12 protein-coding genes and 4 tRNA genes are annotated in these 16,243 nt (G+C 57.9%); all 16 read left to right on the top strand.

Features of this window, described 5'->3' with window-relative positions:
- Nucleotides 1-184: 184 nt before the first annotated feature.
- Entirely contained in the window at nucleotides 185-1,144 is a 960-nt protein-coding gene (birA, locus tag IAE36_RS11355; protein ID WP_201212425.1) for a bifunctional biotin--[acetyl-CoA-carboxylase] ligase/biotin operon repressor BirA, read from the top strand.
- Nucleotides 1,134-1,883 carry a pantothenate kinase gene (locus IAE36_RS11350; RefSeq protein WP_201212419.1) on the top strand — a complete coding sequence of 250 codons (750 nt, stop codon included), beginning with the start codon at nucleotides 1,134-1,136 and terminating at the stop codon, nucleotides 1,881-1,883. Before birA ends, IAE36_RS11350 begins: the two co-directional genes overlap by 11 nt.
- 8 nt (nucleotides 1,884-1,891) lie before the next feature.
- Complete coding sequence (locus IAE36_RS11345) at nucleotides 1,892-2,317, top strand: hypothetical protein (protein ID WP_028633082.1); 426 nt, start codon at nucleotides 1,892-1,894, stop codon at nucleotides 2,315-2,317.
- A 152-nt stretch (nucleotides 2,318-2,469) separates the two neighbouring features.
- Nucleotides 2,470-2,553, top strand: a tRNA-Tyr gene (locus IAE36_RS11340).
- Between the two features lie 24 nt (nucleotides 2,554-2,577).
- Nucleotides 2,578-2,651, top strand: a tRNA-Gly gene (locus IAE36_RS11335).
- A 29-nt stretch (nucleotides 2,652-2,680) separates the two neighbouring features.
- Nucleotides 2,681-2,756: transfer RNA gene (locus tag IAE36_RS11330), tRNA-Thr, on the top strand.
- Nucleotides 2,757-2,834: 78 nt separating this feature from the next.
- Nucleotides 2,835-4,028 (top strand): elongation factor Tu, encoded by a 1,194-nt coding sequence (tuf, locus tag IAE36_RS11325; RefSeq protein ID WP_038411791.1) that lies wholly within the window; start codon nucleotides 2,835-2,837, stop codon nucleotides 4,026-4,028.
- Between the two features lie 54 nt (nucleotides 4,029-4,082).
- A tRNA-Trp gene (locus tag IAE36_RS11320) sits at nucleotides 4,083-4,158 on the top strand.
- A 44-nt stretch (nucleotides 4,159-4,202) separates the two neighbouring features.
- The gene (secE, locus tag IAE36_RS11315; RefSeq protein ID WP_028633696.1) at nucleotides 4,203-4,571 is read left to right on the top strand and encodes a preprotein translocase subunit SecE; all 369 of its coding nucleotides are present in this window, start codon (nucleotides 4,203-4,205) and stop codon (nucleotides 4,569-4,571) included.
- Between the two features lie 9 nt (nucleotides 4,572-4,580).
- Nucleotides 4,581-5,114, top strand: coding sequence for a transcription termination/antitermination protein NusG (nusG, locus tag IAE36_RS11310; RefSeq protein ID WP_028633697.1), 534 nt, complete (start codon nucleotides 4,581-4,583; stop codon nucleotides 5,112-5,114).
- 119 nt (nucleotides 5,115-5,233) lie between these two features.
- Nucleotides 5,234-5,665 carry a 50S ribosomal protein L11 gene (rplK, locus tag IAE36_RS11305; RefSeq protein WP_028633698.1) on the top strand — a complete coding sequence of 144 codons (432 nt, stop codon included), beginning with the start codon at nucleotides 5,234-5,236 and terminating at the stop codon, nucleotides 5,663-5,665.
- A complete protein-coding gene (rplA, locus tag IAE36_RS11300) occupies nucleotides 5,665-6,360 on the top strand; it encodes a 50S ribosomal protein L1 (RefSeq protein WP_027915749.1) in 696 nt (231 codons plus the stop codon). The genes rplK and rplA overlap by 1 nt, the downstream gene beginning before the upstream one ends.
- A gap of 197 nt (nucleotides 6,361-6,557) precedes the next feature.
- Nucleotides 6,558-7,058: a 50S ribosomal protein L10 gene (gene rplJ, locus IAE36_RS11295; protein ID WP_028633699.1), complete on the top strand. Its 501-nt coding sequence runs from the start codon at nucleotides 6,558-6,560 to the stop codon at nucleotides 7,056-7,058.
- 78 nt (nucleotides 7,059-7,136) lie between these two features.
- Complete coding sequence (gene rplL, locus IAE36_RS11290; protein WP_003255496.1) at nucleotides 7,137-7,502, top strand: 50S ribosomal protein L7/L12; 366 nt, start codon at nucleotides 7,137-7,139, stop codon at nucleotides 7,500-7,502.
- Nucleotides 7,503-7,722: 220 nt separating this feature from the next.
- Nucleotides 7,723-11,796, top strand: a complete 4,074-nt coding sequence (gene rpoB / locus IAE36_RS11285; protein ID WP_028633700.1) for a DNA-directed RNA polymerase subunit beta — start codon at nucleotides 7,723-7,725, stop codon at nucleotides 11,794-11,796.
- 64 nt (nucleotides 11,797-11,860) lie between these two features.
- A complete protein-coding gene (gene rpoC, locus IAE36_RS11280) occupies nucleotides 11,861-16,060 on the top strand; it encodes a DNA-directed RNA polymerase subunit beta' (RefSeq protein WP_201212417.1) in 4,200 nt (1,399 codons plus the stop codon).
- Nucleotides 16,061-16,243: the final 183 nt, after the last annotated feature.

Genomic DNA, 16,243 nt, shown 5'->3' with positions numbered 1-16,243 from the left:
CATTTCGCAAAACCCCTATCTGCGCAGGCAGGTAGGGGTTTTGTCTTTGTGCGATAAAAATTCGCCCAGAGCTTGCGCCAGCCCTTGTCCCGCTGAGGGCAGGGCATCACCGGAACGCCCCTTTTCCTATGCAAGCCCACGACCCATGGCTATCATGCCTGCCTTATCCAACGTTGAGACTGGCATGCTGAAGTTGTTGAACCTCCTCAAGGATGGCCGATTCCATTCCGGAGAAGCTCTCGGGGCAGCCCTCGGGGTGAGTCGCAGTGCGGTATGGAAACAGCTGCAACACCTTGAGAGCGAACTTAACCTCACCATTCACAAGGTCCGTGGCCGTGGCTACCAGTTAGCTGCGCCCTTGGCAATGCTCGACGCAAAGGCTATAGCCGGCTTTGCCACGCAAGACCCGTGGCCCGTCTTCATTCATGAATTCATCGACTCTACAAATGCAGAGGGTTTGCGCCTGGCAGCACAAGGGCAGCAGGCGCCTTTCGTGGTGTTGGCGGAGCGCCAGAGTGCTGGCCGTGGGCGGCGTGGCCGAGAGTGGGTCAGCCCCTTCGCCGAGAACCTTTACTACAGCCTGGTCTTGCGAGTAGACGGCGGTATGCGCCAGCTTGAGGGCTTGAGCCTGGTTGTTGGCTTGGCCGTTATGCGCACCCTGCAAGCGTTTGGCGTGAATGCTGTAGGCCTGAAGTGGCCTAACGACGTTCTGGTCAATGGCCAGAAGATCACCGGCATCCTCCTCGAGCTGGTAGGCGACCCTGCCGATGTTTGTCATGTGGTGCTGGGTATCGGCATCAATGTAAACATGCAGGTCAACGCGCAGGTAGATCAGCAATGGACATCCATGCGCCGTGAGGTGGGGGCGGTGATTGATCGCAACCACCTGGTCGCCTCGCTCAGTCAACAATTGCAGCACGAACTTGCCCGTCATCGCCGCTATGGCTTTGCGGCGTTTCAAGAGGAATGGGAGCAGGCGCATCTGTGGCAAGGGCGTAACGTGTCACTGATAGCAGGCACCACGCGTATTGACGGCTTGGTACTGGGCGTCGATGGGCAAGGCGGTTTGCGCCTTGTTGTGGACGGCGTTGAGAAAAGCTTCAGTGGCGGTGAGCTGAGTTTGAGGTTACGTGATGATTCTTGAACTCGATTGCGGCAATAGCTTCATCAAGTGGCGGGTGATCCATAGCCTCGATGCCATGATTGTCGCAGGTGGAATCGTTGAGTCTGACCAGGCGCTTGTGGATGGGGTGGTTGCCCTGCCTGCGGTGCGTTTGACAGGCTGCCGAATTGTCAGCGTCAGAAGTGAAGAAGAGACCGAAGCTCTGTGCACACTGATTGCGCAGGTGTTTTCAGTGCAGTCGCATGTAGCGCGTTCTGCCCGGGAAATGGCCGGTGTGCGAAATGGCTATGACGACTACCAGCGCTTGGGTATGGATCGCTGGCTGGCTGCCCTGGGCGCCTACCACCTTGCACGTGGCGCGTGCCTGGTAATAGACCTGGGCACAGCAGCAAAAGCGGATTATGTGGCCGCAGACGGTGAACACCTGGGAGGCTACATTTGCCCTGGTATGCCTTTGATGCGTGGGCAGCTGCGCACCCATACACGGCGCATCCGTTACGATGATGCCTCCGCTGAGCGCGCATTGGCCACCTTGTTGCCAGGCCGGTCCACGGTTGAGGCGGTAGAACGTGGCTGCGTGCTGATGCTGCAGGGCTTTGCACAGACGCAGATCGAGCAGGCGCATGCCCTTTGGGGGAGTGACTTTACGGTCTTCCTTACGGGCGGTGATGCGCCGTTGCTGAAGGATACGCTGCCACAGGCTCGGGTGGTGCCTGATCTGGTCTTCGTCGGTTTGGCGATGGCCTGCCCATTGAACTGAGGTGCCCTATGCGCTGGTTATTTTTGCTATTGCTGGTACTCAATGCCTTTTATTACGTGTGGCATCAGCAAGGCGCGCCGTTGAGGGTAAAAGAGGTTGCGCCTCTGTCTTTGTATAAAGGCAGCCAGCAGGAAATACGCCTGGTGCGCGAGGCGGGTGTGGCGGCATCCCCCAGGCGTCGCGACGAGTGCCTGATTGTGGGTGGCGCCATGGGCCAGGAGCAGATCGATGCTCTGCGGCAAAGGTTGACGAGCCTGGACATAGCAACGCTTCCGGTAGTAGCACAGCTGCCAGGTGCGGAAGGGCGCTGGCTGAAGGTGGAGCCCGACAGCGAGCGTTTACTGGACACAGCAGCCCTGGCGGCTCTTTCCAATGATTTCAAAGACTTAAAACATAAAATTATTTTCTGCCAGGGTATTGCAACTGGTGAATAGCTTGATAGAATGGCGCCCGCTTCGCAGGGAACACCACTCAGGTGGCAGAACTGGAAGCGGTGTCAAAGTAGCTAAGTTTCAGATTTGATTGAAAAAATTTGAAAAATCGCTTGACACTGAGGCGGCAGACAAATAGAATGCCGGCCACATCTGGAGGGATTCCCGAGCGGCCAAAGGGGACGGACTGTAAATCCGTTGCGAGAGCTTCGAAGGTTCGAATCCTTCTCCCTCCACCAGTTTTAGCGAGAGCCGTAAGCTCCGCGGGTATAGTTTAGTGGTAGAACCTCAGCCTTCCAAGCTGATGATGCGGGTTCGATTCCCGCTACCCGCTCCAAGTTTGCTGGATTTTGCACAACGTGTTTCGCTCTTGTAGCTCAGTTGGTAGAGCACACCCTTGGTAAGGGTGAGGTCAGCGGTTCAAGTCCGCTCAAGAGCTCCATATAAACAAGGCAGATATGAAAATATCTGCCTTTGTTTTATCAGCGCAAGACTATTTCTTCTGCGGAGGATTGTATCGATGGCTAAGGAAAAGTTTGATCGTTCCCTTCCCCACGTTAACGTCGGCACTATCGGCCACGTTGACCACGGTAAGACCACTCTGACCGCAGCTCTGACTCGCGTCTGCTCCGAAGTCTTCGGTTCGGCAGTCGTTGAGTTCGACAAGATCGACTCGGCTCCAGAAGAAAAAGCGCGCGGTATCACCATCAACACCGCTCACGTTGAGTACAACTCGACCATTCGTCACTACGCTCACGTTGACTGCCCAGGTCACGCTGACTACGTGAAGAACATGATCACCGGTGCTGCCCAGATGGACGGCGCGATCCTGGTTTGCTCGGCCGCCGATGGTCCGATGCCACAAACCCGTGAGCACATCCTGCTGTCCCGTCAGGTTGGCGTTCCGTACATCGTGGTCTTCCTGAACAAGGCTGACCTGGTAGACGACGCTGAGCTGCTGGAACTGGTCGAGATGGAAGTTCGCGACCTGCTGTCCACCTACGACTTCCCAGGCGACGACACCCCGATCATCATCGGTTCGGCTCGTATGGCGCTGGAAGGCAAAGACGACAACGAAATGGGCACTACCGCTGTCAAGAAGCTGGTAGAAACTCTGGACAGCTACATTCCTGAGCCCGTTCGTGCCATCGACCAGCCATTCCTGATGCCGATCGAAGACGTATTCTCGATCTCGGGCCGTGGTACCGTTGTAACTGGCCGTATCGAGCGTGGTATCGTCCGCGTTCAGGATCCGCTGGAAATCGTTGGTCTGCGTGACACCACCACCACCACCTGCACCGGTGTTGAGATGTTCCGCAAGCTGCTGGACGAAGGCCGTGCTGGCGAGAACTGCGGCGTTCTGCTGCGTGGTACCAAGCGTGACGACGTTGAGCGTGGCCAGGTTCTGGTCAAGCCAGGTTCGGTCAAGCCGCACACCAAGTTCACCGCAGAAGTCTACGTCCTGTCGAAGGAAGAAGGCGGCCGTCACACGCCGTTCTTCAAAGGCTACCGTCCTCAGTTCTACTTCCGTACCACTGACGTGACCGGTAACTGCGAACTGCCGGAAGGCGTTGAAATGGTAATGCCAGGTGACAACATTCAGATGACTGTTACCCTGATCAAAACCATCGCAATGGAAGACGGTCTGCGCTTCGCTATCCGTGAAGGCGGTCGTACCGTCGGCGCCGGTGTCGTAGCGAAAATCATTGAATAAGTAGTTGATTTACTTGATTAGGCCGGTATAATAGCCGGCCTGATACAGCGTTACAGGTCAGTAGCTCAATTGGCAGAGCGACGGTCTCCAAAACCGTAGGTTGGGGGTTCGATTCCCTCCTGACCTGCCATTTCACCTCGGTGTGATGGCTTTCTTATTACAGGATCCTCCTCGATGACCCCCAAAACTGAAGCCCAAGAATCGCGTTTTGATCTGTTCAAGTGGCTGGCTGTAGTGGCTTTGGTGGTAGTTGGTGTGGTGGGTAATCAGTATTACTCTGCGGCGCCAATCCTGTACCGTGTCCTCGCGCTTCTTGTTCTTGCTGCTGCTGCAGGCTTCGTTGCCTTGCAAACAGTGAAGGGTAAGTCGTTCTTCGCGCTGGCAAAGGAAGCACGTGCCGAGATTCGTAAAGTCGTATGGCCGACCCGCCAGGAAACCACCCAGACCACGTTGATTGTCGTGGCTGTCGTGCTGGTTATGGCACTGCTGTTGTGGGGGCTCGATTCCCTGCTCGGTTGGGCGGTCTCCTTGATCGTTGGCTAAAGGTGTCCCGTGGCTAAGCGTTGGTATGTTGTTCATGCTTACTCGGGTTACGAGAAGCATGTGATGCGCTCCCTGGTTGAGCGTGTCAAGCTGGCTGGCATGGAAGACGGTTTCGGCGAGATCCTGGTTCCGACCGAAGAAGTCGTCGAAATGCGCAACGGCCAGAAGCGCAAGAGTGAGCGCAAATTCTTCCCTGGCTATGTACTGGTCCAGATGGAGATGAACGAAGGGACTTGGCACTTGGTCAAGGACACTCCTCGTGTAATGGGTTTCATTGGTGGTACTGCAGACAAGCCTGCGCCTATCACCGATAAAGAGGCCGAGGCCATCCTGCGTCGCGTTGCCGACGGCAGTGACAAGCCCAAGCCGAAGACGCTGTTCGAGCCAGGTGAAGTGGTGCGTGTCGTTGATGGTCCGTTCGCAGACTTCAATGGCAGTGTCGAAGAGGTTAACTACGAAAAGAGCCGCCTGCAGGTTGCAGTGCTCATTTTCGGTCGCTCCACGCCTGTGGAGCTCGAGTTCAGCCAGGTCGAAAAGGTCTAGGCGGACGAAGCATCCCATACCCCGCAGCCCTGTGTGCTGCGGGGTTTTGTCGTCACTGGGATAAAACGCAAGTCATCCGGGGAGCCATCAGGCGTTCGTACCCGATTTTGGAGTAGCTCATGGCTAAGAAGATTCAGGCTTACATCAAGCTGCAAGTTAAGGCCGGCCAGGCCAACCCAAGCCCACCCGTTGGTCCAGCACTGGGTCAACACGGTGTGAACATCATGGAATTCTGCAAGGCCTTCAACGCCCGTACCCAGGGTCAAGAAGCCGGCCTGCCGACGCCTGTGATCATCACTGTCTACAGCGACCGTAGCTTCACCTTCGAGACCAAGAGCACCCCTGCCTCGGTCCTGCTGAAGAAAGCTGCTGGCCTGACCAGTGGTTCGGCTCGCCCGAACACCGTTAAAGTCGGTACCGTGACCCGTGCTCAGCTGGAAGAGATCGCCAAGACCAAACAGGCCGATCTGACTTCTGCTGACCTGGACGCTGCTGTACGCACCATCGCTGGCTCTGCCCGCAGCATGGGCCTGAACGTGGAGGGTGTGTAATGGCTAAGCTGACCAAGCGTCAAAAGGCAATCGCCGAGAAAATCGAAGCAGGCAAGGCCTACAACTTCGAAGAAGCGGCCACTCTGCTGGCTTCGCTGCCGGCTGCCAAGTTCGTAGAGTCCTACGACATCGCTGTTAACCTCGGTGTTGACCCGCGTAAATCCGACCAGGTCGTACGTAGCGCTACCGTGCTGCCGCACGGCACTGGCAAGACCGTTCGCGTTGCCGTCTTCACCCAGGGTCCAGCTGCTGAGGCCGCTCTGGCTGCCGGCGCTGACCGCGTAGGTATGGACGACCTGGCTGCCGAAATGAAAGGCGGCGACCTGAACTATGACGTAGTTATCGCATCGCCAGATGCCATGCGCGTTGTAGGTCAGCTGGGTCAGGTTCTGGGTCCTCGCGGCCTGATGCCTAACCCGAAAGTGGGTACCGTAACCCCAGACGTAGCCACTGCCGTGAAAAACGCCAAGGCTGGTCAGGTTCGCTATCGTACCGACAAAAACGGTATCATCCATACCTCCGTTGGCAAGATCGGCTTTGAAGCTGGCAAGCTGAAGGAAAACGTTGAAGCCCTGATCGCTGATCTGAAGCGTATCAAGCCTGCTTCCTCGAAAGGTATCTACGTCAAGCGCGTTACCCTGAGCACCACCATGGGCCCAGGTCTGGTCATCGATCAGAGCTCGCTGGACGTGTAAGAACATGGCGGTGCGACCTGTCGCACCGCCAGCAAAAATTGGGGTCCCTGCCTGGCGGGGGCTATCCAAGACCGTAGGTGGCGCAAGCCTTAAAACACCAGCCCACGCAGATGGTGCTCCCGATTCGTTACCGAATCAGACACCAAAACGACATCCGGCTTCGGCCAGATGAAACGGTAAAAACCAGGAGTAAACCCGTGGCAATTAAACTCGAAGACAAGAAGGCCATCGTCGCTGAAGTCAACGAGGCTGCCAAAGTCGCTCTGTCCGCTGTCGTGGCCGATGCCCGTGGTGTGACTGTAAGCGCAATGACCGGACTCCGTAAAGAGGCCCGCGAAGCTGGCGTTTACGTACGTGTCGTACGTAACACCCTGCTCAAGCGCGCTGTTGAAGGGACCGAATATTCGATCCTCAACGACGTGTTCAAAGGCCCGACCCTGATTGCTTTCTCCAACGAACACCCGGGCGCTGCTGCTCGTCTGTTCAAAGAGTTCGCCAAGGGTCAGGACAAGTTCGAGATCAAGGCAGCTGCGTTTGACGGCAATTTCATTGCAGCGAACCAGATCGACGTGTTGGCTACCCTGCCGACCCGCGACGAAGCTATTGCGAAACTGATGAGCGTGATCCAAGGCGCTACCAGCAAGCTGGCTCGTACTCTGGCAGCCATTCGCGACCAGAAAGAAGCTACCGCTGCCTAAGGCACGCGCGACTCTTTCAAAATCATTCGTTTAATTTGATGGCTGCGTAGGCTGTCACCCCAATACAGGATTTAAGTCATGTCCCTGACTAACGAGCAAATCATCGAAGCCATCGGCCAGAAAACCGTTCTGGAAGTTGTTGAGCTGATCAAAGCGATGGAAGAAACCTTCGGTGTTACCGCTGCTGTTGCCGCCGCTGGCCCAGCTGCTGCTGCTGCCGTTGTTGAAGAGCAGACCGAGTTCAACGTTGTTCTGGTTGAAGCCGGCGACAAGAAAGTGAACGTGATCAAAGCCGTTCGCGAACTGACCGGTCTGGGCCTGAAAGAAGCCAAAGAGAAAGTCGATGGCGCTCCTCAGGTTGTAGCTGAAGGCGTTTCGAAAGAAGCCGCTGAAGACGCTAAGAAGAAGCTGGAAGAAGCAGGCGCTAAAGTCGAGCTGAAGTAATCTCGACTTTGCGACTCCAGTCCGAGCATTGAGCAAAGGGCTGATGGCTGGTGGCTTGCGCCACCGGCCTTTTTCCGTTATTGGCGGCCGGCCAAGCCGGCCCCGATAACGAGCTGCAAAACACCCATGTGGGTGGCGCAAACCAAGGGGTTTGCACGATTTTCTGGCTGCTCCCGCCGGGAGAAGCCAAACAAGCAGGTGACCAAGCTGGGGAACGCTGATGGCTTACTCATACACTGAGAAAAAACGTATCCGCAAGGACTTTAGCAAGTTGCCGGACGTTATGGATGTGCCTTACCTCCTGGCCATCCAGCTGGATTCGTATCGCGAATTCCTGCAAGCGGGAGCATCCAAGGATAACTTCCGCGACGTCGGCCTGCACGCGGCCTTCAAATCGGTATTTCCGATCATCAGCTACTCCGGCAATGCTGCCTTGGAGTACGTAGGCTATCGCCTGGGCGAACCCGCCTTCGATGTGAAGGAATGTGTCCTGCGTGGCGTGACCTTCGCGGTCCCACTGCGGGTCAAGGTGCGCCTGATCATCTTCGACAAGGAATCGTCGAACAAAGCGATCAAGGACATCAAAGAGCAAGAAGTCTACATGGGTGAAATCCCCCTGATGACTGAGAACGGTACCTTTGTAATCAACGGTACCGAGCGTGTGATCGTTTCCCAGCTGCACCGTTCGCCTGGTGTGTTCTTCGACCACGACCGTGGCAAGACTCACAGCTCGGGCAAGCTGCTGTACTCCGCTCGCATCATCCCTTACCGCGGTTCCTGGCTGGACTTCGAGTTCGACCCGAAGGACTGCGTATTCGTGCGTATCGACCGTCGCCGCAAACTGCCGGCCTCGGTGCTGTTGCGTGCGCTGGGTTACAGCACTGAAGAAGTGCTCAATACCTTCTACACCACCAACGTGTTCCACATTTCCGGCGAGAAACTCAGCCTGGAACTGGTGCCGCAGCGTCTGCGTGGTGAAGTCGCGGTCATGGACATCCATGACGAAAGCGGCAAGGTCATCGTTGAGCAAGGCCGCCGTATCACTGCGCGCCACATCAACCAGATCGAAAAGGCTGGCGTGAAGCAGCTGGACGTTCCTATGGAATACGTCCTGGGCCGCACCACCGCCAAGGCCATTGTGCACCCGGCTACCGGCGAAATCCTGGCCGAATGCAACACCGAGTTGACCACCGATCTGCTGATCAAGGTCGCGAAGGCACAGGTCGTCCGTATCGAGACCCTGTACACCAACGACATCGACTGTGGTCCGTTCATCTCCGACACGCTGAAGATCGACACCACCAGCAACCAGCTGGAAGCGCTGGTAGAGATCTACCGCATGATGCGTCCCGGCGAGCCGCCGACCAAGGATGCTGCCGAGACCCTGTTCAACAACCTGTTCTTCAGCGCCGAGCGCTACGACCTGTCCGCTGTAGGTCGCATGAAGTTCAACCGTCGTATCGGTCGCACCGAAATCGAAGGTTCGGGTGTGCTGAGCAAGGAAGACATCGTCGAGGTTCTGAAGACCCTGGTCGATATCCGTAACGGCAAAGGTATCGTCGACGACATCGACCACCTGGGTAACCGTCGTGTACGTTGCGTCGGCGAGATGGCCGAGAACCAGTTCCGTGTAGGCCTGGTGCGTGTAGAGCGCGCGGTCAAGGAACGTCTGTCGATGGCCGAAAGCGAAGGCTTGATGCCGCAGGACCTGATCAACGCCAAGCCGGTTGCGGCGGCGGTGAAAGAGTTCTTCGGCTCCAGCCAGCTCTCGCAGTTCATGGACCAGAACAACCCGCTGTCCGAGATCACCCACAAGCGCCGTGTCTCTGCACTCGGCCCGGGCGGTCTGACCCGTGAGCGTGCCGGCTTCGAAGTCCGTGACGTACACCCGACCCACTACGGTCGCGTGTGCCCGATCGAGACCCCTGAAGGTCCGAACATCGGTCTGATCAACTCCCTGGCAGCCTATGCCCGCACCAACCAGTACGGCTTCCTCGAAAGCCCGTATCGCGTGGTGAAGGAAGGGGTGGTCAGCGACGACATCGTGTTCCTGTCCGCCATCGAAGAGGCTGATCACGTGATCGCCCAGGCTTCGGCCGCGATGAACGACAAGAAGCAGCTGATCGACGAACTGGTAGCGGTCCGTCACCTGAACGAATTCACCGTCAAGGCGCCGGAAGACGTCACCCTGATGGACGTTTCGCCGAAGCAGGTTGTTTCTGTCGCAGCGTCGCTGATTCCGTTCCTCGAGCACGACGACGCCAACCGTGCGTTGATGGGCTCGAACATGCAGCGTCAGGCTGTACCGACACTGCGCGCTGACAAGCCGCTGGTAGGTACTGGCATGGAGCGCAACGTTGCCCGTGACTCCGGTGTCTGCGTGGTTGCTCGCCGTGGTGGTGTGATCGACTCGGTCGACGCCAGCCGTGTCGTGGTTCGCGTGGCCGATGACGAAGTGGAAACCGGCGAAGCAGGTGTAGATATCTACAACCTGACCAAGTACACCCGTTCGAACCAGAACACCTGCATCAACCAGCGTCCGCTGGTGAGCAAGGGTGACAAGGTTCAGCGCGGCGACATCATGGCTGACGGCCCGTCCACCGACATGGGTGAACTGGCACTGGGCCAGAACATGCGCATCGCGTTCATGGCGTGGAACGGCTTCAACTTCGAAGACTCCATCTGCCTGTCCGAGCGTGTGGTCCAGGAAGATCGCTTCACCACCATCCACATTCAGGAACTGACCTGTGTGGCCCGTGACACCAAGCTTGGTCCAGAAGAAATCACTGCGGACATCCCGAACGTGGGTGAAGCTGCACTGAACAAACTGGACGAAGCCGGTATTGTCTACGTGGGTGCTGAAGTCGGCGCCGGTGACATCCTGGTCGGCAAGGTAACGCCAAAAGGCGAAACCCAGCTGACGCCGGAAGAAAAACTCCTGCGCGCAATCTTCGGTGAGAAGGCCAGCGACGTTAAGGACACCTCCCTGCGCGTGCCAACCGGCACCAAGGGTACTGTCATCGACGTACAGGTCTTCACCCGTGATGGCGTCGAGCGCGACAGCCGCGCCCTGGCCATCGAGAAGATGCAGCTGGACGAGATCCGCAAGGACCTCAACGAAGAGTTCCGCATCGTTGAAGGCGCTACCTTCGAACGTCTGCGCTCTGCTCTGAACGGCCAGGTGGTCGACGGTGGTGCGGGCCTGAAGAAAGGCACCGTGGTTTCCGACGAGGTGCTGGACGGCCTGGAGCACGGCCAGTGGTTCAAACTGCGCATGGCTGAGGATGCACTGAACGAGCAGCTGGAAAAGGCTCAGCAGTACATCGTCGACCGTCGCCGTCTGCTGGACGACAAGTTCGAAGACAAGAAGCGCAAGCTGCAGCAGGGCGATGACCTGGCACCGGGCGTACTGAAGATCGTCAAGGTCTACCTGGCTATCCGCCGTCGCATCCAGCCGGGTGACAAGATGGCGGGCCGTCACGGTAACAAAGGTGTTGTCTCGGTTATCATGCCGGTTGAAGACATGCCTCACGATGCCAACGGTACGCCGGTAGACGTCGTGCTCAACCCGCTGGGCGTACCTTCGCGTATGAACGTCGGTCAGATCCTTGAAACCCACCTGGGCCTCGCAGCCAAAGGCCTGGGCGAGAAGATCGACCGCATGATCGAAGAGCAACGCAAGGCTGCAGAGCTGCGCGTGTTCCTGACCGAGGTCTACAACGAGATCGGTGGTCGTCAGGAAAACCTCGACGAGTTCACTGACGAAGAGATCCTGGCCCTGGCCCATAACCTGAAGAAAGGTGTGCCAATGGCTACCCCGGTCTTCGATGGTGCCAAAGAGCGCGAGATCAAGGCCATGCTGAAACTGGCCGACCTGCCAGAGAGCGGCCAGATGGTGCTGTTCGATGGCCGTACCGGCAACAAGTTCGAGCGTCCTGTGACCGTTGGTTACATGTACATGCTTAAGCTGAACCACTTGGTGGACGACAAGATGCACGCGCGTTCCACTGGTTCCTACAGCCTGGTTACCCAGCAGCCGCTGGGTGGTAAGGCGCAGTTCGGTGGTCAGCGTTTCGGGGAGATGGAAGTGTGGGCGCTGGAAGCATACGGCGCGGCATACACCCTGCAAGAAATGCTCACAGTGAAGTCGGACGACGTGAACGGCCGTACCAAGATGTACAAGAACATCGTGGATGGCGATCACCGTATGGAGCCGGGCATGCCCGAGTCCTTCAACGTGTTGATCAAAGAGATCCGTTCGCTCGGTATCGATATCGATCTGGAAACCGAATAACACGTGACGCGAAGGGGAGTGGGGCAGGTAATGCCCGCTCCCTGCTCCGCCAGGAGGAAAGGCCTTGAAAGACCTACTGAATCTGCTGAAAAACCAGGGTCAAGTCGAAGAGTTCGACGCCATCCGCATCGGTCTGGCGTCGCCTGAAATGATCCGTTCGTGGTCGTTCGGTGAAGTTAAGAAGCCGGAAACCATCAACTACCGTACGTTCAAACCCGAGCGTGACGGCCTGTTCTGCGCCAAGATCTTTGGCCCAGTCAAGGACTACGAGTGCCTGTGCGGCAAGTACAAGCGCCTCAAGCACCGCGGCGTCATCTGCGAGAAGTGCGGCGTTGAAGTTGCCCTGGCCAAGGTTCGTCGTGAGCGCATGGCGCACATCGAACTGGCCTCGCCGGTTGCCCACATCTGGTTCCTGAAGTCGCTGCCGTCCCGTATCGGCCTGCTGATGGACATGACCCTGCGTGATATCGAGCGCGTTCTCTACTTCGAGAGCTACGTCGTTATCGACCCGGGCATGACCACCCTTGAAAAAGGTCAGCTGCTGAACGACGAGCAGTACTTCGAAGCGCTGGAAGAGTTCGGTGACGACTTCGACGCCCGCATGGGTGCCGAGGCTGTCCGCGAGCTGCTGCACGCGATCGACCTGGAGCACGAGATTGGCCGCCTGCGTGAAGAAATTCCGCAGACCAACTCGGAAACCAAGATCAAGAAGCTGTCCAAGCGCCTGAAGCTGATGGAAGCTTTCCAGGGCTCGGGCAACCTGCCTGAGTGGATGGTTCTGACCGTCCTGCCAGTATTGCCGCCGGACCTGCGTCCGCTGGTACCGCTGGATGGCGGCCGCTTCGCGACCTCCGACCTGAACGACCTGTATCGTCGGGTGATCAACCGTAACAACCGTCTGAAGCGCCTGCTGGATCTGTCGGCACCGGACATCATCGTGCGCAACGAAAAGCGCATGCTGCAGGAAGCGGTCGACGCCCTGCTGGACAACGGCCGTCGCGGTCGCGCCATCACTGGCTCGAACAAGCGTCCGCTGAAGTCCCTGGCTGACATGATCAAAGGTAAGCAAGGTCGCTTCCGTCAGAACTTGCTCGGCAAGCGCGTGGACTACTCTGGCCGTTCGGTAATTACCGTAGGCCCGACCCTGCGTCTGCACCAGTGCGGTCTGCCGAAGAAGATGGCCCTCGAGCTGTTCAAGCCGTTCATTTTCGGCAAGCTCGAAATGCGCGGCCTGGCGACCACCATCAAGGCTGCCAAGAAGATGGTCGAGCGCGAGCTGCCCGAGGTTTGGGACGTACTCGCCGAGGTCATCCGCGAACACCCCGTACTGCTCAACCGTGCACCCACCCTGCACCGTCTGGGTATTCAGGCGTTCGAGCCGGTTCTGATCGAAGGCAAGGCCATTCAGCTGCACCCGCTGGTGTGTGCGGCGTACAACGCCGACTTCGACGGTGACCAGATGGCCGTTCACGTGCCGCTGACCCTGGAAGCCCAGCTCGAAGCGCGCGCGCTGATGATGTCGACCAACAACATTCTGTCGCCAGCCAACGGTGAGCCAATCATCGTTCCGTCGCAGGACGTTGTACTGGGTCTGTATTACATGACCCGTGAAGCCATCAACGCCAAGGGCGAAGGGCGCGTATTTGCCGACCTGCAGGAAGTCGACCGCGTATTCCGCGCCGGCGAGGCCGCCCTGCACGCGAAAATCAAGGTTCGTATCAACGAAACCGTGAAAGACCGCGATGGCAGCGTGACCAAGAATACCCGTATCGTCGATACCACCGTCGGCCGTGCGCTGTTGTTCCAGGTTGTTCCGGCAGGCCTGCCGTACGACGTGGTCAACCAGCCGATGAAGAAAAAGGCGATCTCCAAGCTGATCAACCAGTGCTACCGCGTGGTGGGTCTGAAAGAGACCGTCATCTTCGCTGACCAGCTGATGTACACCGGTTTCGCTTATTCGACCATCTCCGGTGTTTCCATCGGTGTGAACGACTTTGTCATCCCGGATGAGAAAGCCCGCATCATCGGTAACGCTACCGATGAAGTGAAAGAGATCGAGAGCCAGTATGCGTCCGGCCTGGTAACCCAGGGCGAGAAGTACAACAAGGTCATCGACTTGTGGTCCAAGGCGAACGACGAAGTGTCCAAGGCGATGATGGCCAACCTCTCGAAAGAGAAGGTCATCGACCGCGAGGGCAACGAAGTCGATCAGGAGTCCTTCAACTCCATGTACATGATGGCTGACTCCGGTGCGCGGGGTTCCGCTGCCCAGATCCGTCAGCTGGCCGGTATGCGTGGCCTGATGGCCAAGCCTGACGGCTCCATCATCGAGACGCCAATCACCGCGAACTTCCGTGAAGGCCTGAGCGTACTTCAGTACTTCATCTCGACGCACGGTGCTCGTAAAGGTCTGGCGGATACCGCACTGAAGACCGCGAACTCGGGTTACCTGACCCGTCGTCTGGTAGACGTTGCGCAGGACCTGGTGGTAACGGAGATCGATTGCGGTACCGACCAAGGCCTGGTGATGACGCCGCACATCGAAGGTGGCGACGTTGTAGAGCCGCTGGGTGAGCGTGTACTGGGCCGTGTCATTGCCCGTGACGTGTTCAAGCCAGGCACCGAGGATGTAATCGTGCCGGCCGGTACGCTGGTCGACGAGCAGTGGGTCGAGTTCATCGAGCTGAACAGCATCGACGAAGTGATCGTGCGTTCGCCGATCAACTGCGAAACCCGCTACGGCATCTGCGCCAAGTGCTACGGCCGTGACCTGGCTCGCGGTCACCAGGTGAACATCGGTGAAGCTGTCGGCGTTATCGCTGCACAGTCGATCGGTGAGCCGGGTACCCAGCTGACCATGCGTACGTTCCACATCGGTGGTGCTGCAAGCCGTACCTCGGCTGCCGACAGCGTCCAGGTGAAGAACGGCGGTATGGTTCGTCTGCACAACCTGAAGCAGGTCGAGCGCGCTGACGGTAACCTGGTTGCCGTATCCCGTTCGGGCGAACTGGCGATTGCCGATGAGTTCGGCCGTGAGCGTGAGCGTTACAAGCTGCCTTACGGTGCGGTAATTTCCGTCAAGGAAGGTGACAAGGTCGAAGCTGGCGCAATCGTCGCCAAGTGGGACCCGCACACCCACCCGATCGTGACCGAGCTCAAAGGTACCGTGACCTTCGTGGGCATGGAAGAAAACATCACCATCAAGCGCCAGACCGACGAGCTGACCGGCCTGACCAACATCGAGGTCCTGGACGTCAAGGATCGCCCTGCCGCTGGCAAGGAAATTCGTCCGGCGATCAAGATGGTAGATGTCAACGGCAAGGATCTGTACCTGCCAGGTACTGACGTACCGGCGCAGTACTTCCTGCCTGCCAACGCCTTGGTGGGTGTTGCTGACGGTGCGCAGATCGGTGTGGGTGATGTTATTGCGCGTATCCCGCAAGAAACGTCCAAGACCCGTGACATCACCGGTGGTCTGCCGCGCGTTGCCGACCTGTTCGAAGCGCGCCGTCCGAAAGAAGCCTCGATTCTGGCTGAAGTCAGTGGCACCATCGCGTTCGGTAAAGAGACCAAGGGCAAGCGTCGCCTGGTCATTACCCCGACCGACGGCAGCGATCCGTACGAAGAGCTGATTCCGAAGTGGCGCCACCTGAACGTCTTCGAAGGCGAACAGGTAAACCGCGGCGAAGTCATCTCCGACGGCCCGAGCGATCCGCACGACATCCTGCGTCTGCTGGGTGTGAGCGCGTTGGCGAAGTACATCGTCAACGAGATCCAGGACGTTTACCGTCTGCAGGGCGTGAAGATCAACGACAAGCACATCGAGACCATCCTGCGTCAGATGCTGCGCAAGGTCGAGATCTCCGAGTCGGGCGATTCCAGCTTCATCAAGGGCGACCAGATGGAACTGACTCAGGTGCTGGTAGAGAACGAGCGCCTGGCTGGCGACGACAAGTTCGTCTCCAAGTTCACCCGTGTGCTGCTGGGTATCACCAAGGCGTCGCTGTCGACCGAGTCGTTCATCTCCGCGGCTTCCTTCCAGGAAACCACCCGCGTGCTGACCGAAGCGGCGGTAACCGGCAAGCGCGATTACCTGCGCGGCCTGAAAGAGAACGTGGTCGTGGGTCGTCTGATCCCGGCCGGTACCGGTCTGGCCTACCACAGCGAGCGCAAGCGTCGCCGTGAAGCAGACAAGCCGCTGCGTGTGAGCGCCAGTGAGGTTGAAGCCGCACTGACCGAAGCACTGAACTCCAGCGGTAACTGAGTACAGGGCAGGGCCCCGGCAGCCTCGAACGATCATCGCTGACATGAAATGTTGCCGATGATCGGGCGAGGAGGGCCGGGGCTTCGTCTTGACTGGGTGCAAGATCCTCTTTAGACTTTTGTACCCTTAAATTTGGTGAGGCTCCGTCTCGCCAATTTTTGGCTTTCTTGCAAGACAATAGCG

Source organism: Pseudomonas sp. S36, from assembly GCF_016647875.1.
GTDB lineage: Bacteria > Pseudomonadota > Gammaproteobacteria > Pseudomonadales > Pseudomonadaceae > Aquipseudomonas > Aquipseudomonas parafulva.
This window is presented reverse-complemented; position numbering and strand designations above follow the sequence as displayed.